We start from the raw sequence: 22,045 nt of genomic DNA on the forward strand, positions 1-22,045 counted from the left end.
GGGTTGCCACCCAAACTGGCCTTAAGGGCGGCTTATCGCCGCCGCCCTTAAGAATCCCGGGCTCTTTTACTGCACGCTTCGCTCGCTGGCTATGTTTCAGGTGCCGCAGCGATAGCCGCAAAATTCCGCCGCTGCGCGGTGCCCTCCGTTCGGGTTACAACCCGCGCAAAAAGACGCGCGGTTTTCCACCTCTCCTCCGGCGGTATTTTGGAACCGGCCTCAACTTTAACTTCACAACCTCACTTTCCCCTTTTGGGCGGTTTCGGCGCAGCGCGATAAGTGATCACCGCTAATGAGAAACCGAAATTTTCACCGTTCCGTTCAGATGCCGGTCAAGCTGCGGCCTCAGCTCAGTGAATCACCTGTGACAAGAACTCCCGCGTCCTCGCTGACTTCGGATTGGCAAAGAACTCCAGCGGCGGGGCCTGTTCCACGATCTCCCCGCGATCCATAAAGATCACCCGGTCGGCGACCGTTCTTGCAAAGCCCATTTCATGCGTTACACACAACATGGTCATGCCTTCTTCCGCCAGCGTGATCATGGTGTCCAGCACCTCTTTCACCATTTCCGGATCGAGCGCAGAAGTCGGTTCATCAAACAGCATAATTTTGGGCTTCATACACAGCGAGCGGGCGATCGCCACACGCTGTTGCTGACCGCCGGAAAGCTGTCCGGGGAATTTATGCGCATGCTCGGCGATACGGACACGTTTCAGGTAATGCATCGCCAGTTCTTCGGCTTCTTTCTTTGGCATCTTACGCACCCAGCAGGGTGCCAGGGTGCAGTTTTGCAAGACGGTCAGATGCGGGAACAGGTTGAAATGCTGGAACACCATGCCGACTTCGGTGCGCACGCGTTCGATATTGCGCAAGTCGTCGTTCAGTTCGGTTCCGTCCACCACGATGCGCCCTTGCTGGTGCTCTTCCAGATGGTTAATGCAACGGATGGTCGTTGATTTCCCCGAGCCGGAAGGGCCGCACAACACGATACGTTCACGCGGTTTCACGCTCAGGTTGATGTCTTTCAATACGTGGAACTGTCCGTACCACTTATTCACGTTTTCCAGCGTGATCATCATATTTTGGTTTTCAGTGACTTGATGGTCGCTCATGGTTTACCTCAGTGTGCGGAACGTCCGGTGTGAAAGCGTCTTTCCAAATGCTGGCTATAACGCGACATGCTAAAACAGAAAATCCAGTAGACGGCGGCGGCGAAGACGTAGCCTTCGGTTGACATGCCCAGCCATTCAGGATCGACGGTGGCTTGCTGGACGCTGCTGAACAAATCAAACAGGCCGATGATGATCACCAGACTGGTGTCCTTAAACAGCGCGATAATAGTGTTGACCAGACCCGGTATCACCATTTTCAATGCCTGCGGCAGAATGACTAAGCCTTGCGTTTTCCAGTAGCCGAGCGCCAGTGATTCGGCGGCCTCCGTCTGGCCTTTCGGCAGCGCCTGTAACCCGCCGCGCACCACTTCCGCGACATACGCCGACTGGAACAGCACCACACCCACCAGCGCACGCACCAGTTTGTCGATACTCGTCCCTTCGGTCATAAACAGCGGCAGCATCACCGAGGACATGAACAGCACGGTGATAAGCGGCACGCCGCGCCAGAATTCGATGAAAATCACCGACAGAATACGCACGACAGGCAGGCTTGAACGCCGTGCCAGCGCCAGCATAATGCCCAGCGGTAACGCACCGGCAATGCCGACAGCGGCAATGATCAGCGTCAGTGTCAGGCCACCCCACTGACGGGTTTCGACGCGACTCAACCCCAGGAAACCGCCGTACAGCATGATCCAGGTGAAAATCGGGAAGAGCACCATCCAGCAGGCGATATAACGTCCGCGGCGTGGCATGGCTTTAAAGAAGATCGGTGCAAGGGTCAGCAGACCGACGATCAGTGTGACGTTGATGCGCCAGCGTTGATCGAACGGATACAGCCCGTACATGAACTGGCCGAAACGTGCGTGGATAAACACCCAGCACGCGCCAGCTTTGGTGCAGTCAGTGCGCGCCGTGCCAACCCAGTTGGCCTGGAAAATCACCCAGTTCAACAGCGGAGGGATCAGCAGCCACATCAGCCATAAACAGAACAGCGTCAGCAGGCTGTTAAACCAACTGGAGAACAAATTTTTACGCGCCCAGAGCACGGCCGTTCCGAGTGGCGTTCCGGGTTTCACGGCTCTGACTCCCGGAGGAAGTGTTGTCATTGTCATGGGATTCCCTTAACGCTCGACCAGCGCGATACGCCGGTTGTAAATGTTCATCAGGAAGGAAATTGCCAGGCTGATGATCAGGTACACCGACATCGTAATAGCAATGGTTTCAATTGCCTGACCGGTCTGATTGAGCACGGTACCGGCGAACAGCGACACCATATCCGGATAGCCAATTGCAGCCGCCAGAGAGGAGTTTTTCACGATATTGAGATACTGGCTGGTCAGCGGTGGAATGATCACCCGCATGGCCTGCGGCAAAATCACCTGACGCAACGTGACAGGATTCGGCAATCCTAACGAACGGGCGGCTTCATGCTGACCGTGTGAGACAGACTGAATGCCGGATCGGATCACTTCGGCGATAAACGTTGAGGTATAGACCGATAATGCCAGCGTTAACGCCGCCAGTTCCGGGATCAGCACCATGCCGCCACGGAAGTTGAACCCGCGTAGCGCAGGCACGTCCCAGTGCAGCGCAGGCCCGAAAATCAGGTGCGCCAGCGCCGGAAAGACAACCAGCATCACAATCGCCCACGGCCAGATATGCCAGATCCGGCCGGTGTGGATCTGGCGGAAATGGTTGTAGCGTTGCAGCGCGATGATGCCAAAAATCGCCAGCAGCACGGCGATAAAGCCCGCCAGACTGCCCGGTGCCAGTTCCGGTGAGGGCAGATACAGGCCACGGTTACTGACGAAAGCCAGGTCAAAAGCATTCAGACTCTGACGCGGTCCCGGCAGGTTACGCAGTACGGCGAAATACCAGAAGAAGATTTGCAGCAGCGGGGGAATGTTACGGAACGTCTCGATATATACCGTCGAGACTTTGCGAATCAGCCAGTTATCGGAAAGGCGTCCTAGGCCGATAATGAACCCGAGAATCGAGGCAAAAACGATACACAGCGCGGAAACCAGCAGCGTATTCAGCAGACCGATAACAAATACGCGGGCGTAGGTGTCACCTTCCTGGTAATCAATAAGATGCTGAACAATGCCGAAACCGGCACCTTTTTCAAGAAACGCAAATCCCGAGGTGATCCCTCGTGTAGTCAGATTGGTAATGGTGTTGTGGAGCAGGTAACCCAAACAGGCTACCAGCAACACCACCGCGAAAATTTGGTAAATCCAGGCTCGTACGGCTGGGTTGGTCAGCGATAACGAACCTTTTTCGGTTGGGCGTTGCGACATAGTGAATGGCCTTTAGCAATCTTTCACCGGGAAGTGATGCACCGGGGAACGACCGGTGCATCAACATCCTTAAACACTTTTCAACTTCATGAAGAAAGGATATTTAGCGAACTGGAGGAGCGTATTGGATCCCGCCTTTATTCCACAATGCGTTCTGGCCACGTTTGATTTTCAGCTCGCTGCCCTGACCGACGTTGCGTTCAAAGCTTTCGCCGTAGTTGCCGACCTGTTTAACGATTTTTACTACCCAGTCATTAGGCACTTTCAGGTCAGCACCGTAAGTCCCGGTTTTGCCCAGCAGGTTGCTCATATCAGGTGTCGTCGGGTTAGCCGCCAGCTTATCCACGTTCTGAGAGGTTACGCCCATTTCTTCAGCGTTCAGCATCGCGAACAGTGACCAGCGGACGATCGCCAGCCAGTCTTCGTCACCACGACGAACTACCGGACCCAGAGGTTCTTTAGAAATCACTTCCGGCAGAACGATGAATTCGTCTGGTTTGCCGAGTTTGATACGCAGTGCGTACAACTGAGACTGGTCAGAGGCCAGGGTGTCACAACGACCTGAGTCCAGCGCTTTCGCACTTTCGTCCGAGCGGTCGAAGGTGACCGGGGTGTAAGTCATTTTGTTGGCTTTGAAGTAGTCAGCCACGTTCAGCTCAGTATCCGTACCGGCCTGCAGACAGACCGTTGCGCCATCGAGTTCTTTCGCGCTTTTCAGGCCCGCTTTCTGGTGAGTAAGGAAGCCGATACCGTCGTAGTAGTTTACGCCAGCGAAAATCATGCCCATGCCCGCATCGCGGGAAGAGGTCCAGGTCGTGTTACGTGACAGGATGTCCACTTCGCCAGACTGCAGCGCGGTGAAACGCTCTTTGGCAGTCAGCGGGGTATATTTCACTTTCTCAGCATCACCAAACACGGCAGCAGCCACCGCACGGCAGACGTCAACGTCGATACCGGTGAATTTGCCTTTGGAGTCAGCGTAAGAGAAGCCTGGCAGGCCGTCGCTGATACCGCATTGAACAAATCCTTTCTTTTTAACGGCATCCAGAGTGGTACCTGCATGAGCCTGACCAGCCAGTGTCACGAAGCTTGCTGCGGCAATCAGTGTTGAGAGCAATATTTTTTTCATAAAGCGTCCTGTGAGACAAAACTGAAAATTATTATTGTGTAAGTGCCGGAGCACCCTGTCTGTTTATGGGGCAACGCCCTCTGCACCTGTCTTTGCAAAGGGAGTGCCAACATGAAAAACGCCCCATCAATCAAGTCATGTAGAGGAATTGCACAGTAACATTGACGAGGCGTATAAAATTTATTGCCCCGTTTCAGTGCGCGGTCAATGTGGCTGCGTTAAATGAGTGCGGAATATTTCAATATTGGAGTGCAGATCGCGCTGTTTGCAGCGAAGTGAAATGTGCATTCATATTTGGAAAAAAAATGAGGCAAAACGATGAGTAAATCTCTCAGACCAGGCGTTCTGAGAGATATGTTGGCATGACGGGATTTAAAACAGGGGACATTATCAGTGCAGCGGAGAAAATGGAGTGACTTATTTGGCCTGATCTTTACTGCCTTTGATCAGTTTACGCGCCGCCGCAATCTGGTCATTGTCCGGCGTTTTAGGTTTGGCTTTGTTGAGCGCAGAACTGAGGCCTGAGCGCCCCCAAAGGTCAAAGCTGTCATCCTCTTTGAGATGGTCAAAGATAGAAGGTGTCGCGTCGGGTTTTTTAGCCATAAAGATTACAGATCTCTTATTGGATGCAATGAATGAAAAAAGCCCGACGCGGTGGCATCGGGCTACTGTTTTATGGCCTCTGGCGCTTATCGATAAAGCGAAGGCGCACCCGCCGGGCGGGTTTTAAAGCGGCGATGCAGCCAGAGATACTGATCCGGCGCACGCATAATTTCTTTTTCGATCACGCGATTCATGTAGGCTGCTGCCGCCATTTCATCGTCGATCGGGTAATCCTGCAACTGGGGCTGGATAACCAGTTCATAACCCGTACCGCCTGCTTTACGTACCAGCACAACGGTCACCAGCGCAGGTTTTGCCAGACGCGCCAGCATAAAGGTTCCGCTGGTAGTTGCGGCCTGATCGACAGCAAACAGTGGCGCAAATACGCTGCCACGCGGGCCGTAATCCTGATCCGGCGCAAACCAGACAGCTTCGCCTTTTTTAAGCGCGTGAACCATACCGCGTAAATCTTTGCGATCGAGCATCGCCTTGTTAGACCGCATACGCCCCCAGGTCTGCACAAATTCCATCGCTTTATTATTGTGCGGGCGATACATCGCCATCATCGGCTGACATAAGCCCATCGCGCGGCCGCCTAATTCCAGCGACATAAAATGCACGCCAATCACCAGCACGCCCTGTTTGTTTTCCTGCGCCTTTTTCAGGTTGTGCAGGCCGCTGACGTCAAACCAGCGTTTAACACGGGCATCCGACCAGAACCAGGCCATGCCGGTTTCCAGCAGGCCCATGCCAAGGGATTCAAAGTTGCTGATGATGCGCGCTTCGACCTGATCAGCGGGGAGATCCGGGAAGCACAATTGCAGGTTACGGCGCGTTATCGACACACGACGTTTCAGGAAACGCATGGACGTCCGGCCCAGCCAGATGCCGAGACGGTTTAACACCGGATAAGGAAGCTGAACCAGCAGGAACAATACGCCAAGGCCAAACCAGGTCAGCCAGTAACGTGGATGTAAAAATGATGCGCGAAAGCGAGGAGAATTCATAAAAGCCCAATCATCTGCATAAAAAACCGGGGTAACGCGTCAGGGGTTAGCTCAGTCGCGATACGAATTGTCTGTTAAAGAGTGGGACAACATGCGGGTGTAAACGTTTCCGAAAGCACATATATTGACTCACTTTTACTTTATCAAGACACAATTAAAAGGCGGGATCGCGAAGCTGAAGGGCTGTCCGTAGGCGTTGAGCGGGGCGAATTCGACTCTTGCCGTGAGTATAACATGTCGTGTGATCTAACCGCAGAGGGTAATTGTCCGATAAACGCACTCTTTACTGTTTATTTACGTGTGGGTTTAGACAATAAAATGAAAACGCTACGGAAAGAAGGCATTAGCATTCAGACGTCGCGATATCCTCCACATGATATTTCAGCATGCTCCGCTGGCGAAACATGCTGAAAGGGAATATCAGCGATACAGCGGGTTGCTCATCACAGAGTACCGTCCACTGCCATACAGCGCGATCACGACGGCGGCCATGAAGTAATAGACGATATCTTCAATCGCCCAGGCACCGACCGGGGTGAGTGCAAAGGTGTGATGGATACCGACCATCATCCACGCAACAATCATTGTCGCTGCGGCAGACAGCGCGGCGAGTCGGGTGAAAATCCCCAGCATCATCATAATCGGGGCGATCACTTCGCCGATGATCACGCCGTAGGCGACAAATGCCGGAATACCATAGCCTGCCAGCATGCCCTGAATACCGCCCAGACCGTCATGCAGCTTATGCCAGCCGTGAAAAATCAGCAGTCCATAGGTGATCCGTAACAGCAAAATCGCCAGATCAGGTTTGTTCAGTGCTGCGGTAAAACGAAGATAAAGTTGCTTCATCAGAGTGACTCCCGGAGACGTTTTATTGTCCGTCTAAGGTAGTGCTTAATCGCTGAATGCAGGAGATAATTATTCTCATTTGGGTTGATCTGGGTTAGGTTTTGCGCAGATTTTGGGGTAAAGGTCTACGGGCAAAGCAGAAAACAAAAAGGCGCTCCCCTTGCGGAAAAGCGCCTTTTTAAGACATCGACTGATTAGTATCAGTTCATGCCGTATTTTTTCAATTTCTTACGCAGCGTACCGCGGTTGATACCCATCATCAGGGCCGCACGAGTCTGGTTGCCACGGGTATACTGCATCACCATGTCTAACAGTGGCTGTTCAACTTCAGCCAATACCAACTCATACAGGTCATTCACGTCCTGACCATTCAATTGAGCAAAATAGCCCTTAAGTGCTTGTTTTACCGAGTCACGCAGGGGTTTTTGGGTTACCTGATCCTGAGAATTAACGGTAGAAACGGTCAGTACGTCAGAATTCACGCGTTGTTCGAACATAGTTCTGTCAGCTCTTTTTTGTTACGCAAGATTTTCGAAATATGCTTCCAACGCCTCCAGCTGTTCGCTGGCATCCTCTATGGCGTTGAAGGAGCGCCGAAACTGGTCATTTGGGGCATGCTCCTGGAGATACCAGGAAACGTGCTTACGGGCGATACGGAATCCCTTGCCTTGACCGTAAAAGTCGTGCAATTCCCGTACGTGCCCTATTAACAAGCGCTGAACCTCACCCATAGGAGGTGGAGGTAACAGCTCCCCTGTGTCCAGATAATGCTGGATTTCCCGGAAGATCCAGGGTCTCCCCTGAGCGGCACGTCCTATCATCAGAGCATCAGCTCCGGTGTAGTCGAGCACCGCTCTGGCTTTATGCGGGTCAGTTATGTCGCCATTCGCGATAATCGGAATGGAAACACTCTGCTTAACTGTCCGAATACTGTCGTACTCTGCTTCTCCATTGAAGAGACAGGCACGGGTTCGGCCATGAATAGTCAGGGCCTGAATTCCACAGTCTTCAGCCAATTGGGCAATTTGTACACAGTTACGGTGTTCCGGTGCCCAACCAGTACGAATTTTCAACGTGACTGGCACATCTACCGCCTTAACAACGGCAGTCAGGATTTGTTTCACCAAATCCGGATACTGCAACAATGCAGAACCTGCCAGTTTGCGGTTCACTTTCTTGGCCGGGCAGCCCATATTGATATCAATGATTTGCGCACCGCTTTCCACGTTAATTCGTGCAGCAGCCGCCATATCTTCGGGGTCGCAACCGGCAATTTGCACGGCGCGGATCCCCGGTTCATCGTTATGTACCATGCGCAAACGTGACTTATCCGTCCGCCACACCTCCGGATTGGAGGAGAGCATTTCAGATACTGCCATTCCAGCCCCCATCGCATGACATAAGGCACGAAATGGTCGGTCAGTGATACCGGCCATCGGGGCCGCAATCAGGCAATTTGTAAGCTGGTGGTGTCCGATGCGCATGAACTAGGAATGACCATACTGATGTCCGCAAGGGCGCGTATATTACGCATTTTCGCTGCGATATGAAAGGCCAAACTTTGAGCAATTTGATAAGAAAATGCCTTGTCAGCGCTGAAGTTCATGACGATTTGTTTTTTTATCGTGGTTTTACATTGAGTTATGTGACTTTGGTCAAATTGTGCGCTTGGGCAAATTCCTAATAACTCTCTGAATCATCCGGTTATAACAGTTGATTCTAAGGGGAGATCTGACGTTTTAAGCAGCAACAACCACAAAATTCTGTGATGCAGATCGTCTTTTGGTTAAAAAGTGACTCATTTTCAGAAAGGTGAACAAACAAGACAAAGAGATGCAGAAACAGGTTCTGCACCTTAATCTGCAGTACGGAATTACTCTGCCACTACCACGCGGCCATGCAGTCCTTGTACCGGGCGATTGTTCGCATGATGCATCGCATGCTGGAATTTCTTCAGCTGCGCCTCAGACAGCGTCTGAGGTTGTTTAACGACCAGCCAGCGAACGCCTTCTGTACAAGGTGGCGTAGTCAGCGATCCGCTGAAACGATAATGCGTCAGATCGGTGGGCAGCAGGCCATCAAGACTGACTTTCTCTTTCAGCGTGACAGATTCGCCCGCTTTTTCCGGCATCTGTTGCCAGATTTTTTCCAGCTCGGCATTAGCTTTGCCGGTTTCAAACATTACGGCAATCACCGCAATTTCACCGTCAGCATCCATATGAACAAAATGCGCCTCCATCGGGAAAGATTTACCGTTGAGGGTATTTTCGCTCGGAGAGTGGAAGTGGAATTGCTGGAGGACGAATTTATCCCCGTCCAGCGTGGCAAAATCACCCTGCTGAACATTGACCTGCACGCTGTGGCCGTTATTAATGACATTCACCGGCGGTAACTGATAGCTGAGTTTAAGCGGGCGAGGGTGCACCTCTAACGCCTCTTTGATATCGATAGGCGACTGTGCTTTGCCCTGCTCGCACAGATGGAAGTCAGGGCTGAGTTTTGACCAGTTTTGCGGGGCGGCGTCGCCATCATATGACCAGTGTGGCGCTTCGTTTGCGAAGGCGGGTTGTGCAGAAACTGACAGCGTAAGTGCAGCCAGCGCGGCAGACAATATTGTTCCTTTCAAGAGTTATCCCTTTCATTTGCTGAGTAATAAACCTTGCGAAGTGTAAGGGGTTTAGGCGGCAGGAGAAATACGGGAAAAGGCCGGAAAAGGATTTTGGGGGAAAACCCGCTCTTTCTGCACAAACAGAAAAAGCGGGAGGCTGACATCAGGCTTTTTTAACACCGGTTATACGGCACCATTCTTCTTTCTCGGCCACCGGATCCAGTTCGAATTGGTCTTTATAGGCATCCGCTACGCTTTGCGCCTGGCTGGCAAGTACGCCGGAAAGCCCCAGATGGCCACCTGCTACCGGCAGCACGCTGATCAGTGGCGCCAGTTCGCGCAGAGGGCCTGCGAGAATATTGGCGACCACCACGTCGGCTGACAGGTTATCAGGCTGGTCTTTCGGCAGATAAAGCGACAGACGCTCTGATACGCCGTTACGTTCGGCGTTATCGCGGCTGGCCTGAATTGCCTGCGGATCGATGTCGATCCCAACCACGTGTTTTGCGCCCAGCTTCAGCGCGGCGATCGCCAGAATGCCGGAACCGCAACCGAAGTCGATCACGGTTTTATCGGTCAGATCCAGACTGTCGAGCCATTGCAGACACATCGCGGTGGTCGGGTGGGTGCCGGTACCAAACGCCAGTCCCGGATCCAGCATCACGTTTACGGCATTAGGATCCGGCACATCGCGCCAGCTCGGGCAAATCCACAGACGTTCGCCAAAACGCATCGGGTGGAAGTTATCCATCCATTCGCGTTCCCAGTCTTTGTCTTCCAGTTGTTCGATTTTGTGCACGAAACCTTTGCCCAGCAGAGGTTCGTTCTCCAGCATGACGATCACTTCGTCCATGTCGGTTTCCGCATCGTACAGGCCGATGGCGTCGGTATCACCCCACAGCAGGGTTTCGCCCGGCAGCGGTTCGAAGACCGGATTATCGTGGGTGTCCTGGAACGTTACGGACACGGCGCCACTTTCGATAAGCGCGTCGCTCAGCGTTTCCGCGTCGTTACCGGTGGTATTAATTTTCAGTTGGATCCAAGGCATAGCCATTCTCTTCTTAACAATCTGTAAAATCAGTGCCGCCCGATCAGGACGGCTTGAGTACGTTTTCGCGTGGCTGTTTACCAAACTTATTGCCGGCATAAAACGCCAGCAGGCTCAGTAACAGCGACGGCACAATCGGATGCAGACCGGCAATATGCAGGTCAATACTGGCGAGCAGGGTATAACAAACCGCGCCAACAATCATTGAGCTCAGTGCGCCCGTGGCGTTCGCCCGCTCCCAGTACAAACCGAGCACCAGCGGCCACAGGAACACCGCTTCCAGCCCGCCAAACGCCAGCAGGTTCAGCCAGATAATCATTTCCGGCGGACGCCATGCGGCCAGTAAGACCAGTAATCCCAGTATAAAGGTGGCCCAGCTTGAGAAGCGTTTTAACTTGCGCTCGTTAGCCAGTTGTTCCGGTTTAATACCGAGGTACAAGTCTTTAACGATAGTCGCAGATGATTGCAAAAGCTGCGCGTTGATGGTCGACATAATGGCGGCCATCGGTGCCGCGAGGAAAATCCCGGCGGCGTAGGGCGGCAGCACGGTGATCATAAGCGTCGGGATCACCTGATCGGGAATTTTCAGATCAGGTAAAATGGCACGCCCCAGCGCACCCGCCAGATGCATACCAAGCATCAAAATGGCGACCACGATAGTGCCGAGCACAATGCCACGGTGTACCGCTTTGCTGTCTTTGTAGGAAATACAGCGCACGGCGGTATGCGGCAGGCCAATCACGCCAAAGCACACCAAAACCCAGAAAGAAGCCATAAACGGCAGTGAAAGGACGTCATCCCCGCCATGCACGGATACCAGTTTCGGGTCGATTTGCTGGAGCTTATCCACCGCACTGTGCAGGCCACCCGCCGCGTGAATGACAGCGATCAGGAGTAAAATGGTGCCGAGCAGCATCACCAGTCCCTGCATGGCGTCATTGAGCACGCTGGCACGAAAGCCGCCAAACGCGGTATACAGCGCGATGCTGATGCCGAAAATCAGCAGTCCGGTGTCGTAAGGAATACCGGCTGCTGTTTCCAGCAGGCGTGCACCACCGATGAACTGAACGGTCATCGCGCCCAGAAATGCCACCAGCAGACTCAGGCTTGCCAGCCAGACCAGCAGACGGCTCTGGTAGCGGGCAAACAGCATGTCGTTCAGCGTGACCGCATTATAGCGGCGCGCCAGAATGGCGAATTTTTTACCCAGTACGCCGAGTGAAAGCCAGACGGCAGGCAACTGAATCATTGCCAGCAATACCCAGCCAAGGCCAAATTTGTAGGCGGCACCGGGGCCGCCGATAAAGGAACTGGCACTGATGTAGGTGGCGGTCAGGGTCATGGCCAGCACGAAGCCGCCCATGGAGCGGTTGCCGAGGAAATATTCAGTCAGGAAGTTGCCCTGCTCGCGGCGGGTATATGCATAAACAGACAACCCAAAAACCAGCAGCAAATAGGCAATCAGTGGCAATAAGACTTCAGTCTGCATGACTGTCCTCCAGCGGAATATCGCGGTAAATCACGCGAACCATCAGCCAGCTTAAAAGAACGAATATCAGCGGTACCAGCAGACAGGCCATTTCGAACCAGTGCGGCAGGCCGGTGATGCCCTGTTTATCGTCAGGAATATAGGCGGCAAAACTCCATGCCAGCAGATAAGCAATCGTCAGCCCAAAAGCCCATCGGGCTTCACGGTTGGCTTGTAAGAAACGTTTGTCCAACGCCATTTACTTGTCTCCCCTCAAAACGTAAAAAAGGCCGGAATATCCGGCCTTGATAAGAGAGTACGCAACGGTACGGTCTTTTTTATTTTTCCTGCAAACCGAGTTTTTTCTCAAGATAGTGGATGTTAGTGCCACCATGCTGGAAATTCTCGTCGTCCATAATGCGCATTTGCAGTTCAATGTTGGTTTTGATGCCGTCGATGATCAGTTCTGCCAGCGCATTTTTCATGCGGGCAATGGCCACTTCACGGGTTTCACCGTAAGTGATCAGTTTACCGATCATGGAATCGTAGTACGGAGGCACTGTGTAGCCTGCATAAATGTGCGATTCCCAACGAACACCGAAGCCGCCAGGTGCGTGGAAACGGGTGATTTTGCCTGGGCTTGGCAGGAAGGTGTTCGGGTCTTCCGCGTTAATGCGGCATTCCACCGCATGGCCTTTGACTTTCACTTCGCTTTGTTTGATCGACAGTGGCTGGCCTGACGCAATGCGCAGCTGCTCTTTGATCAAATCCACACCGGTGATCATCTCGGTAACCGGATGCTCAACCTGGATACGGGTGTTCATTTCGATGAAGAAGAACTCGCCGTTTTCATACAGGAACTCGAAAGTACCTGCGCCACGGTAGCCAATATCCACACAGGCTTTGGCACAACGTTCGCCGATGAAACGACGAAGATCTTCCGTGATGCCCGGTGCTGGCGCTTCTTCAACGACTTTCTGGTGACGACGCTGCATGGAGCAGTCACGTTCAGCCAGATAAACGGCGTTGCCCTGACCATCAGCCAGTACCTGAATTTCCACGTGACGTGGATTTTCCAGGTATTTTTCCATGTAAACCATGTCGTTGTTGAAAGCTGCTTTAGCTTCCGCACGGGTCATGTTGATGGACTGTTCGAGGTCTTTGTCGCCGCGTACAACACGCATACCACGACCACCGCCGCCGCCAGAAGCTTTGATGATGACCGGATAGCCGATACGTTTTGCGAAGGCACGGTTTTGATCCATGTCATCGCCCAGCGGGCCGTCAGAGCCAGGTACACAAGGTACGCCAGCCGCTTTCATCGCCTGGATCGCAGAAACTTTGTCACCCATCAGGCGGATAGTTTCAGCTTTCGGGCCGATGAAGATAAAACCAGAACGCTCAACCTGCTCTGCAAAATCGGCATTCTCGGACAGGAAACCGTAGCCCGGGTGGATAGCCACCGCGCCAGTGATTTCCGCCGCAGCGATGATGGCAGGGATGTTCAGATAGCTTTTTACTGAAGGTGCAGGACCGATACAGACGGTTTCGTCTGCCAGCAGCACGTGTTTCAGGTCACGGTCAGCGGTAGAGTGCACAGCAACGGTTTTGATGCCCATTTCTTTACAGGCACGCAAAATACGCAGAGCAATCTCGCCGCGGTTCGCGATAACAATTTTATCTACCATGGTACGCCTCGTTATTCGATGACGACCAGCGGCTCGTCGAATTCAACCGGTTGGCCGCTTTCTACCAGAATTGCTTTAACAACACCGGATTTGTCTGCTTCGATTTGGTTCATCATTTTCATCGCTTCAACGATACACAGGGTATCACCGGCGTTCACTTTCTGGCCCACTTCGATGAAGGCTTTAGCGTCCGGGCTTGGCGTACGGTAGAAGGTGCCTACCATCGGTGAGCGAACGATATGGCCACTGATTGCAGCCGGAGCTGCTTCTGCAGGCGCAGCTGCTGGCGCAACCGCAGCAGCCAGACCTGGCTGTTGTTGTACAGGCATAGCGTAAGCCTGTTGCATCATAGGATAAGCCTGCGCAGGTGCAGCACGGCTGATACGTACTGATTCTTCGCCTTCAGAAATTTCCAGTTCAGAAATGCCTGATTCTTCAACCAGTTCGATCAGTTTTTTAATTTTACGAATATCCATGGGTGTGATTCCGTACTCTTTTTGCGTAGAAATTAGTGGGTTTTTGACAAGCGGTTAACCGCTGCCTGTAATGCAAAGTGGTAGCCATCTGCGCCAAGTCCGCAAATAACGCCCACTGCGATGTCGGAAAGATAGGAATGGTGCCGGAACGCTTCGCGGGCATGTACATTCGACAGATGGATCTCGATAAACGGAATCGACACCCCCAGTAATGCATCGCGCAGCGCCACGCTGGTATGGGTAAAGGCCGCGGGATTGATCAGGATGAAATCGACATTTCCGCGTGCCTGATGAATACGTTCAATCAGGACATGTTCTGCATTGGATTGCAGATGGCTCAGTGCTACATCAGCAGCAGCAGCCTGCACTTCCAAACCTTTAACAATATCGTTGAGCGTGGTGTGTCCGTACGTTTCAGGCTCACGGGTGCCTAACAAATTCAGGTTAGGACCGTTCAGTAGCAAAATGTCAAACTTATGCGCCATTGTGAGCCTATCTCCGGCAATTAGACAAAGATTGTAGAAAATACCCTGATGTCACCGGTTTGTCACCTATTTCGCGGCAAATCGGCCCGTCTCTTCGGCATGAGGTCGGGCATTATAATGATATCGTGGCAATTCGCAGCTAAATACTGGTCTTATCAGCGAAGATAATCAACCCTCGGCCGGTCAAAGTGGGTGCAATTGTCGAAATTATGAGAGGCAACCGGGCCAAAAGTTCCACGGCTTATCGCAGCCACTGGCGGAATTTTTTATAACGGAATGCCAGCAAGATGACGGCAAGTATTGCGTAAATCACCGGTTGTGGCGACAGCACTTTTACCGACCAAAGGTAGTGGATCGGCGCAAGTATGGCGATGAGATAAATGAAGTTGTGCAACTTTTGCCAGGTTGATCCCATTTTGCGTTGTGCCCACACGGTGGAGGTGCAGGCCAGTGCCAGCAGCAGGATCCAGCAGATGATACCGAGGGTGAGATACGGGCGCGATATCAGTTCACTTCCCAGCAGGCGGATATTGTTGATCCCAAGCTCCAGGAATGAATAGCTGAGAAGATGCAAGGTTCCCCACGCAAAACACCACAACCCCAGCAAACGGCGCGTGCGGATCAGTAATGGCTGTTTGCCATAGCGTGCGACGGGCGTGACCAGTAATGTCACCAGCAAAAATTTCAGAGTCATCCTACCGGTAAAATGCTGAATATCTTTGGCGGGATCGGCACTGAACCCGCCCTGATTAATCGAAAGCACAATCCAGAAAAAAGGCAAAATGGCGCAAAGATAGATGATCACTTTCAACCCGGTAATATTGGCAGGGCTTAAACGACGCATAACTGAACCGCCTCTTCCTTAATAGAACTTACGTAAATCCATACCGTGATACATCGATGCTACCTGCCCGGCATAACCATTGAACAGCAATGTCGGCTGGCGTTGCACGTCGAGTAAGCCGCCGGAACCGATAAACCGTTCCGTTGCCTGCGACCAGCGCGGGTGATCCACATGCGGGTTCACGTTGGCGTAAAACCCGTATTCGTTGGAGGCAATCTGGTTCCAGGTTGTCGGCGGCTCATCTTGAGTAAATTTGATGTTCACGATGGATTTGATGCCTTTGAAACCGTACTTCCACGGAATGGTCAGGCGGATGGGCGCGCCGTTTTGCGGCGGAAGTGCTTTGCCATAAACGCCGACCGTCATCATCGCCAGCGGGTTCATCGCTTCATCTATACGCAATCCTTCAACGTACGGGTAATTCAGTCCACCGCCGATAAACCGGTCTTTCTGCCCCGGCATATGTTCCGGGTCATATAAGGTAGTAAACGCGACATAACGCGCTTTGCTGGTCGGTTCGGCAAGTTTGAGAATCTCACTCAGCTGAAAACCGATCCACGGCACCACCATCGACCAGGCTTCGACGCAACGCATCCGGTAAATACGTTGCTCAAGCGGGAAGCGCTTCATGATGTCATCCATATCCAGCGTCATCGGTTTAGCAACTTCGCCTTCTATTGTTAATTTCCACGGCGAGGTAACCAGTTGCCCGGCGTTGGCGGCCGGATCAGCTTTATCCAGCCCGAATTCATAGAAATTGTTGTAGCCGGAAACTTTGTCCTCGGGGGTCAGTGTCAGGTCATTTTGATAAGCAGCGGGTTTGGTGAAATCCAGCGGTTTACCGGCGGGCGCGGCAGGGCGGTCATGGCCTTTGAACCAGGAAAGGATATCTGCGCGTGCATTTTGGGGAACAGCGAGTGCCGCGGCACTGATCCCCAGTGCCTGTAAAACTTTGCGCCGGTCATAAAAAATACTTTCGGGTGTGACGTCTGCTTCGGTTAGTTTGCGGGGTTTGAACATAGCCTTCTCCGGCATTCTCATTTTCGTGATTCATTTTTATGGTTATAAACAAAGCATGGCGTGAAACCGGACGCTTTGCGAGATATCACGCTAAAAAAGCGCATTTTGCCGCAGACATTGAGGAGGCGCTTACCATTTATATAAGAATTACGAATTGATTGGTTTTTGTGTTGCTATGCTATGAATGTATGCGAATGACTCTTTCGAAAATTTCTCCTTTCATCGCATTTTTCTGTTTTATAGTAGCGGCGTTTTTTCGTGGCAAGCTCAGAGAAAGGGTTTGTTTCCCCCTCACCGTAGCGAGTAAGGCACAGGGATGCGATTTACTACCAGACTATCGGCACTGATAACGATGTTAGTTGCGCTGGCAATGTTACTGATGTTGCTTGGCGTCACTTTCAGCTTTATCTATCTGAACAAACAAGATACCGAACAACATCTTCAGGCACTTGCCACGACTTATGATCAGGCATTACTGACGCATCCCCCCGCAGATGCCCAACGCTGGATGCCTCAGGCTATGCGTATGCTTGATGTCACGGATATCGAAGTCAAACTTGATAACACCACCGTTTTTGAATACCACGAGCGTCCGGATGTACACCGCTCGTGGGACAGCGTGATGCCGGAATATGACACTGCCATTATCCCGCTGATGCACAACCACGCCATGTCGCTGCACATTTCCTATGTTGATCCTGTCAGCAGTTACATCCGCTCCCTGCGTTCTACGTTCACGATTGGGATCGCCATTCTGGTCATGCTCGCTATGCTGCTGCTCAGTTTTCGCTGGTTACGTCAGGAAACGGACGGTGTGGAAAAGCTGGAAGACCGCGCGGTCAGAATATTACGCGGCGAACGAGAAGGGCTGTCCGGTCATGTGGGCGAATGGCCGCATTCTGCCAGCAGTGCAATAGATCGTCTGCTAGGGGATCTGAATGAAGCACGTGAGCAGCGCAGCCGCGTGGATACCTTGATCCGTGCTTATGCTCAGCAGGACGCGCAAACCGGCCTCAGTAACCGCCTGTTCTTTGATAATCAGCTTGCGACGCAACTGGAAGAAAAGGGTGCGCACGGTGTGCTGATGTTACTGCGCTTGCCGGATTTCGACACCATGCGCGAAACGCACGGTCAGGCAGTGGTCGAAGAACTGCGTTCGGCGATGGTGAATTTGTTATCGACGTTCGTGATGCGCCATGTTGATGCGCTGCTGGCACGTTATTTCCACAGTGATTTTGCCGTGCTGTTGCCACACCGCACCTTAAAGGAAGCGGAAGTGATGGCCTCACAATTAGTCAATGCGCTCGGCGTCCTGCCGACCTCGTCGCTAATTGACCGCGATGCGCTGATGTACATCGGTATCAGCGCCTACCGTTTCGGTCAGACGCCGGATCAGGTGATGGACATGGCCGAGCAGGCGACGCGACATGCGGCGTTCCAGGGCAGTAACAGCTGGTTTATCTATGATAAAAATGTGCCGGAAAAAGGTCGCGGCAGCGTGCGCTGGCGGACCCTGCTGGAAAACACGCTGGCGCGCGGCGGCCCGCGCCTTTATCAGAAGCCCGCCTTCACCCGGGACAACAAACCGGATCACCGTGAGGTGCAGCGGCGTGTCTTCGACGGCGAGCAGGAACTGCTGGCTGCGGAGTTTATCCCGCTGGTGGTTCAGTTCGGGTTGTCGCAAAGCTTTGACCGGGTCATGTTAAGTCAGATTATTCCGTTACTTAACCGTTGGCCGGATGAAACGTTAGCATTTCACCTGACGGTTGATTCATTATTGCAGCGCTCATTTGTTCGCTGGCTGCGCGATACCTTGCTGCAGTGCGAAAGAACACAACGAAATCGAATTTTGATTGAACTTGCTGAGGCGGATCTCTGTCAACATACCGACCGCCTGCGTCCTGCGATCAGATTGTTACAGGGTTTGGGCTGTCGTCTGGCCGTTTCGCAAGCCGGACTGACGGTGGTCAGCACCTCCTATCTGAAAACTTTCCCGGTGGAGAGAGTTAAGCTTCACCCGGGGTTAGTGCGTGATATTGATAAAAGGGTTGAAAATCAGCTCTTTGTACAAAGCTTACTCAGTGCATGCGAAGGGACTCAGGCGCTGGTATTTGCCTCTGGCGTGCGCACAAAAGAGGAGTGGGCTGTCCTGCTGAAAAGCGGGATCCACGGCGGGCAGGGCGATTTTTTTGCCGGTCCGGAGCCTGTTGAACCGGTCGGTAAAAAATATTCACACAACCGCGATGTTTAAGTGACCGTTAATGCATTATTTAACGTAGAATGAGCCAGCTTTTGACCTACGCCCTTGTCTGGTTTCCGGTGTTTGTACTCAGACCGCAGATGGATGGAAGATGTTGGTAAAAGTGTAAGAATTTATGTGTGGTGTTGCTACTTCGCCTGGGTGCCTGCCCGAGGTAAACCGAGCCTGCGAGACAGAATTATTTCGCAGTGCCATCAGCCTCAAAAAGTCACCGCAAGTGAATGGCGACATCACGGACAATTTTCACGGAAGCAGGACGTTTTTGCGCCTTGTCGCTGCTTCGCGTGGTTGGTAAAGTAGGCGGATTTTATTTTTCGCCCCCAGCTAGCAGGATTATCCCTTCGTTATGTTTAAGAAATTTCGTGGCATGTTTTCCAACGACTTGTCCATCGACCTGGGTACCGCCAATACCCTCATTTATGTAAAAGGACAAGGCATCGTGCTGAATGAGCCATCAGTTGTGGCTATTCGTCAGGATCGTGCTGGTTCACCTAAAAGCGTTGCTGCTGTTGGTCACGACGCGAAACAGATGCTGGGTCGTACTCCTGGCAATATTGCCGCTATTCGTCCAATGAAAGACGGCGTTATCGCTGACTTTTTCGTGACTGAGAAAATGCTGCAACACTTCATCAAGCAAGTTCACAGCAACAGCTTCATGCGCCCAAGCCCGCGTGTACTGGTGTGTGTGCCAGTCGGCGCAACTCAGGTTGAACGCCGTGCTATCCGTGAATCTGCACAAGGTGCAGGCGCGCGTGAAGTGTTCCTGATTGAAGAACCGATGGCTGCGGCAATCGGTGCAGGCCTGCCGGTATCCGAAGCGACCGGTTCAATGGTGGTGGATATCGGTGGTGGTACCACAGAAGTTGCCGTGATCTCCCTGAACGGCGTGGTGTATTCCTCTTCTGTACGTATCGGTGGCGATCGTTTCGACGAAGCTATCATTAATTACGTACGCCGTAATTATGGTTCACTGATCGGTGAAGCAACAGCTGAGCGTATCAAGCACAGCATCGGTTCTGCCTATCCGGGTGATGAAGTTCACGAAATCGAAGTGCGCGGTCGTAACCTGGCTGAAGGTGTTCCACGTGGTTTCACGCTGAACTCCAACGAAATTCTCGAAGCATTGCAAGAGCCGCTAACCGGTATCGTCAGCGCGGTGATGGTTGCACTGGAACAGTGTCCGCCAGAACTGGCTTCCGACATCTCCGAGCGCGGCATGGTGCTGACCGGCGGTGGCGCATTACTGCGTAACCTTGATCGCCTGCTGATGGAAGAAACGGGTATTCCTGTTGTTGTCGCAGAAGATCCACTGACCTGCGTCGCCCGTGGCGGTGGTAAAGCATTAGAAATGATCGACATGCACGGCGGCGACTTATTCAGCGAAGAGTAATCTCAGCGAAGACTTGCTGATTCAAACAAGTCTTGTTGCAAGCAAGAATAGTCTGCCCGGGAAGGTGGTTGTCCGTCAGGTAAAACCTGCAACGCGAAGTGTGCAGTGTTCAATGTGGATCCGTGCAAACACTGGCTGAGCGATAAAGCTCTGCCAGTGTTTTGGCTATCCCATGAGATTGCCGCCGTTTCTGTCAGGTGAGGTCTTTACTTCGACTGGCTGAAACTTTCTGTTGCCGAGGAACTCGCATATTTTATGAAGCCAATTTTTAGCAGGGGACCTTCCCTGCAACTGCGACTTTTTTTGGCTATTCTCACGGCCATTGTCCTGATTGTTGCCGACAGTAAAATAGGTACGTTTGTTAAAATCCGCACCTATATGGATACTGCCGTCAGTCCCTTCTATTTTTTGTCCAATGCCCCGCGTGAATTCTTAGATCAGGTCTCTTCTACGTTTGCCACCCGTGGCCAGCTGGAACTTGAAAACCGCGCTTTGCGTCAGGAATTGTTGCTGAAAAACAGCGACCTGATGCTGCTTGGCCAATACAAACAAGAAAATGCTCGCTTGCGCGAGCTGCTGGGATCGCCGTTGCGTCAGGACGAGCACAAAATGGTGACGCAGGTTCTCTCCACCAGCAATGATCCTTACAGCGATCAGATCGTCATCGACAAAGGCAGCAACAACGGTGTGTATATCGGGCAACCCGTCATCAGCGATAAAGGCGTTGTTGGCCAGGTCATCGCTGTTGCCGCGCTGACCAGCCGTGTGCTGCTGATTTGTGATGCTTCACATGCGTTGCCGATTCAGGTGCTGCGTAATGACATCCGCGTTATCGCTGCCGGTAGCGGCTGTGCTGATGACTTACAACTTGAACACTTACCAAGCAACACCGATATTCGTGTCGGTGATGTGCTGGTCACCTCAGGTCTGGGTGGACGTTTCCCTGAAGGGTATCCGGTCGGCGTTGTATCTTCGGTTAAAGTTGATAATCAGCGTGCGTATACCGTCATTCAGGCGCGTCCGACCGCCGGTCTGCAACGTCTGCGTTACCTGCTGTTACTATGGGGCTCTGACCGTAATGGCGAGCATCCTTTACCGCCGGATGAAGTTCATCGCGTGGCCAATGAACGCCTGATGCAAATGATGCCGCAAGTGTTGCCACCTCCGGGAGATATGGGGCCGCCAGCTCCTGTTCCTCCACCGGCAACGGGTACGGTAACGACACCGGTTAGCACGCCTGCTGTGCAGGGAGCGACGCAATGAACAGCTACCGGAGCCACGGACGCTGGATTATTTGGCTATCCTTCTTAATAGCCATGTTATTGCAGGTGATGCCGTGGCCTGAACAGATTTATATGTTCAGGCCGTCATGGCTGATGCTGATCCTGATTTACTGGGTGATGGCATTACCGCATCGCGTCAACGTGGGTACCGGTTTTGTTGTCGGGTTTATTATGGATCTGATCCTGGGATCGACCCTGGGTATTCGCGCGCTGGCTTTTGCCATTACCGCCTACCTGGTCGCGTTCAAATTCCAGTTATTCCGTAACCTGGCTCTGTGGCAACAAGCGCTGATTGTTATGGTGCTTTCGCTGGCTGTGGACGTCATGGTGTTCTGGGGAGAATTCCTGGTAGTCAATGTGTCGTTCCGGCCTGAAGTTTTCTGGAGCAGTGTGGTCGACGGTGTGCTGTGGCCATGGCTGTTCCTGCTGATGCGTAAAATTCGTCGTCAGTTTGCTGTGCAATGAGGAT

At 52.5% G+C, this 22,045-nt stretch carries 22 protein-coding genes; 4 read left to right on the forward strand and 18 right to left on the reverse strand.

Annotated features, from left to right (window positions below):
- Positions 1 to 350: 350 nt before the first annotated feature.
- From AC1DUO_RS06720 to msrP, 18 genes are all read right to left on the reverse strand, one after another.
- Positions 351 to 1,112 carry an amino acid ABC transporter ATP-binding protein gene (locus AC1DUO_RS06720; RefSeq protein WP_013577309.1) on the reverse strand — a complete coding sequence of 254 codons (762 nt, stop codon included), beginning with the start codon at positions 1,110 to 1,112 and terminating at the stop codon, positions 351 to 353.
- Between the two features lie 8 nt (positions 1,113 to 1,120).
- Positions 1,121 to 2,230, reverse strand: a complete 1,110-nt coding sequence (locus AC1DUO_RS06725; protein WP_041673173.1) for an amino acid ABC transporter permease — start codon at positions 2,228 to 2,230, stop codon at positions 1,121 to 1,123.
- A gap of 9 nt (positions 2,231 to 2,239) precedes the next feature.
- Positions 2,240 to 3,418 (reverse strand): amino acid ABC transporter permease, encoded by a 1,179-nt coding sequence (locus AC1DUO_RS06730; RefSeq protein WP_013577307.1) that lies wholly within the window; start codon positions 3,416 to 3,418, stop codon positions 2,240 to 2,242.
- 103 nt (positions 3,419 to 3,521) lie between these two features.
- On the reverse strand, positions 3,522 to 4,547 hold the full coding sequence (locus AC1DUO_RS06735) for an amino acid ABC transporter substrate-binding protein (RefSeq protein ID WP_013577306.1): 1,026 nt from the start codon (positions 4,545 to 4,547) through the stop codon (positions 3,522 to 3,524).
- Positions 4,548 to 4,964: 417 nt separating this feature from the next.
- Positions 4,965 to 5,150 (reverse strand): hypothetical protein, encoded by a 186-nt coding sequence (locus AC1DUO_RS06740; protein ID WP_112151061.1) that lies wholly within the window; start codon positions 5,148 to 5,150, stop codon positions 4,965 to 4,967.
- 86 nt (positions 5,151 to 5,236) lie between these two features.
- Entirely contained in the window at positions 5,237 to 6,157 is a 921-nt protein-coding gene (lpxP, locus tag AC1DUO_RS06745; protein WP_013577304.1) for a kdo(2)-lipid IV(A) palmitoleoyltransferase, read from the reverse strand.
- A gap of 420 nt (positions 6,158 to 6,577) precedes the next feature.
- On the reverse strand, positions 6,578 to 7,009 hold the full coding sequence (locus AC1DUO_RS06750; RefSeq protein ID WP_370447499.1) for a DoxX family protein: 432 nt from the start codon (positions 7,007 to 7,009) through the stop codon (positions 6,578 to 6,580).
- A 197-nt stretch (positions 7,010 to 7,206) separates the two neighbouring features.
- Positions 7,207 to 7,503, reverse strand: coding sequence for a DNA-binding transcriptional regulator Fis (fis, locus tag AC1DUO_RS06755; RefSeq protein ID WP_004097144.1), 297 nt, complete (start codon positions 7,501 to 7,503; stop codon positions 7,207 to 7,209).
- Positions 7,504 to 7,524: 21 nt separating this feature from the next.
- Positions 7,525 to 8,490 carry a tRNA dihydrouridine synthase DusB gene (dusB, locus tag AC1DUO_RS06760; protein ID WP_013577302.1) on the reverse strand — a complete coding sequence of 322 codons (966 nt, stop codon included), beginning with the start codon at positions 8,488 to 8,490 and terminating at the stop codon, positions 7,525 to 7,527.
- A gap of 389 nt (positions 8,491 to 8,879) precedes the next feature.
- Complete coding sequence (locus tag AC1DUO_RS06765) at positions 8,880 to 9,632, reverse strand: carbonic anhydrase (RefSeq protein ID WP_225444940.1); 753 nt, start codon at positions 9,630 to 9,632, stop codon at positions 8,880 to 8,882.
- A gap of 145 nt (positions 9,633 to 9,777) precedes the next feature.
- Complete coding sequence (gene prmA, locus AC1DUO_RS06770) at positions 9,778 to 10,662, reverse strand: 50S ribosomal protein L11 methyltransferase (protein ID WP_013577300.1); 885 nt, start codon at positions 10,660 to 10,662, stop codon at positions 9,778 to 9,780.
- Positions 10,663 to 10,705: 43 nt separating this feature from the next.
- Complete coding sequence (gene panF / locus AC1DUO_RS06775) at positions 10,706 to 12,151, reverse strand: sodium/pantothenate symporter (RefSeq protein ID WP_119262146.1); 1,446 nt, start codon at positions 12,149 to 12,151, stop codon at positions 10,706 to 10,708.
- On the reverse strand, positions 12,141 to 12,383 hold the full coding sequence (locus AC1DUO_RS06780; protein ID WP_015690529.1) for a YhdT family protein: 243 nt from the start codon (positions 12,381 to 12,383) through the stop codon (positions 12,141 to 12,143). The genes panF and AC1DUO_RS06780 overlap by 11 nt, the downstream gene beginning before the upstream one ends.
- A gap of 85 nt (positions 12,384 to 12,468) precedes the next feature.
- A complete protein-coding gene (gene accC / locus AC1DUO_RS06785; RefSeq protein WP_013577297.1) occupies positions 12,469 to 13,818 on the reverse strand; it encodes an acetyl-CoA carboxylase biotin carboxylase subunit in 1,350 nt (449 codons plus the stop codon).
- Between the two features lie 11 nt (positions 13,819 to 13,829).
- Complete coding sequence (accB, locus tag AC1DUO_RS06790; RefSeq protein ID WP_013577296.1) at positions 13,830 to 14,294, reverse strand: acetyl-CoA carboxylase biotin carboxyl carrier protein; 465 nt, start codon at positions 14,292 to 14,294, stop codon at positions 13,830 to 13,832.
- A 32-nt stretch (positions 14,295 to 14,326) separates the two neighbouring features.
- Positions 14,327 to 14,779: a type II 3-dehydroquinate dehydratase gene (gene aroQ, locus AC1DUO_RS06795; protein WP_013577295.1), complete on the reverse strand. Its 453-nt coding sequence runs from the start codon at positions 14,777 to 14,779 to the stop codon at positions 14,327 to 14,329.
- A 241-nt stretch (positions 14,780 to 15,020) separates the two neighbouring features.
- Positions 15,021 to 15,623 (reverse strand): protein-methionine-sulfoxide reductase heme-binding subunit MsrQ, encoded by a 603-nt coding sequence (msrQ, locus tag AC1DUO_RS06800; RefSeq protein WP_013577294.1) that lies wholly within the window; start codon positions 15,621 to 15,623, stop codon positions 15,021 to 15,023.
- 18 nt (positions 15,624 to 15,641) lie between these two features.
- Positions 15,642 to 16,643: a protein-methionine-sulfoxide reductase catalytic subunit MsrP gene (msrP, locus tag AC1DUO_RS06805; protein ID WP_013577293.1), complete on the reverse strand. Its 1,002-nt coding sequence runs from the start codon at positions 16,641 to 16,643 to the stop codon at positions 15,642 to 15,644.
- A 316-nt stretch (positions 16,644 to 16,959) separates the two neighbouring features.
- Here msrP and csrD point away from each other — a divergent pair, with 316 nt between their 5' ends.
- From csrD to mreD, 4 genes are all read left to right on the forward strand, one after another.
- Positions 16,960 to 18,894 carry an RNase E specificity factor CsrD gene (gene csrD, locus AC1DUO_RS06810; RefSeq protein WP_013577292.1) on the forward strand — a complete coding sequence of 645 codons (1,935 nt, stop codon included), beginning with the start codon at positions 16,960 to 16,962 and terminating at the stop codon, positions 18,892 to 18,894.
- Positions 18,895 to 19,249: 355 nt separating this feature from the next.
- Positions 19,250 to 20,293 (forward strand): rod shape-determining protein MreB, encoded by a 1,044-nt coding sequence (gene mreB, locus AC1DUO_RS06815; RefSeq protein ID WP_013577291.1) that lies wholly within the window; start codon positions 19,250 to 19,252, stop codon positions 20,291 to 20,293.
- 255 nt (positions 20,294 to 20,548) lie between these two features.
- Positions 20,549 to 21,556 carry a rod shape-determining protein MreC gene (gene mreC, locus AC1DUO_RS06820; protein ID WP_013577290.1) on the forward strand — a complete coding sequence of 336 codons (1,008 nt, stop codon included), beginning with the start codon at positions 20,549 to 20,551 and terminating at the stop codon, positions 21,554 to 21,556.
- Positions 21,553 to 22,041, forward strand: coding sequence for a rod shape-determining protein MreD (mreD, locus tag AC1DUO_RS06825; protein ID WP_013577289.1), 489 nt, complete (start codon positions 21,553 to 21,555; stop codon positions 22,039 to 22,041). Before mreC ends, mreD begins: the two co-directional genes overlap by 4 nt.
- The last annotated feature ends 4 nt before the right edge of the window (positions 22,042 to 22,045 follow it).

It is taken from the genome of Rahnella sp. P4_A8 (assembly GCF_056402435.1).

Coding starts and splice junctions, on each gene's coding strand:
- AC1DUO_RS06720 (WP_013577309.1), bottom strand. CDS start 1,112: ATGAGCGACCATCAAGTCACTGAAAACCAAAATATGATGATCACGCTG.
- AC1DUO_RS06725 (WP_041673173.1), bottom strand. CDS start 2,230: ATGACAATGACAACACTTCCTCCGGGAGTCAGAGCCGTGAAACCCGGA.
- AC1DUO_RS06730 (WP_013577307.1), bottom strand. CDS start 3,418: ATGTCGCAACGCCCAACCGAAAAAGGTTCGTTATCGCTGACCAACCCA.
- AC1DUO_RS06735 (WP_013577306.1), bottom strand. CDS start 4,547: ATGAAAAAAATATTGCTCTCAACACTGATTGCCGCAGCAAGCTTCGTG.
- AC1DUO_RS06740 (WP_112151061.1), bottom strand. CDS start 5,150: ATGGCTAAAAAACCCGACGCGACACCTTCTATCTTTGACCATCTCAAA.
- lpxP (WP_013577304.1), bottom strand. CDS start 6,157: ATGAATTCTCCTCGCTTTCGCGCATCATTTTTACATCCACGTTACTGG.
- fis (WP_004097144.1), bottom strand. CDS start 7,503: ATGTTCGAACAACGCGTGAATTCTGACGTACTGACCGTTTCTACCGTT.
- dusB (WP_013577302.1), bottom strand. CDS start 8,490: ATGCGCATCGGACACCACCAGCTTACAAATTGCCTGATTGCGGCCCCG.
- prmA (WP_013577300.1), bottom strand. CDS start 10,662: ATGCCTTGGATCCAACTGAAAATTAATACCACCGGTAACGACGCGGAA.
- panF (WP_119262146.1), bottom strand. CDS start 12,151: ATGCAGACTGAAGTCTTATTGCCACTGATTGCCTATTTGCTGCTGGTT.
- accC (WP_013577297.1), bottom strand. CDS start 13,818: ATGGTAGATAAAATTGTTATCGCGAACCGCGGCGAGATTGCTCTGCGT.
- accB (WP_013577296.1), bottom strand. CDS start 14,294: ATGGATATTCGTAAAATTAAAAAACTGATCGAACTGGTTGAAGAATCA.
- aroQ (WP_013577295.1), bottom strand. CDS start 14,779: ATGGCGCATAAGTTTGACATTTTGCTACTGAACGGTCCTAACCTGAAT.
- msrQ (WP_013577294.1), bottom strand. CDS start 15,623: ATGCGTCGTTTAAGCCCTGCCAATATTACCGGGTTGAAAGTGATCATC.
- msrP (WP_013577293.1), bottom strand. CDS start 16,643: ATGTTCAAACCCCGCAAACTAACCGAAGCAGACGTCACACCCGAAAGT.
- csrD (WP_013577292.1), top strand. CDS start 16,960: ATGCGATTTACTACCAGACTATCGGCACTGATAACGATGTTAGTTGCG.
- mreB (WP_013577291.1), top strand. CDS start 19,250: ATGTTTAAGAAATTTCGTGGCATGTTTTCCAACGACTTGTCCATCGAC.
- mreC (WP_013577290.1), top strand. CDS start 20,549: ATGAAGCCAATTTTTAGCAGGGGACCTTCCCTGCAACTGCGACTTTTT.
- mreD (WP_013577289.1), top strand. CDS start 21,553: ATGAACAGCTACCGGAGCCACGGACGCTGGATTATTTGGCTATCCTTC.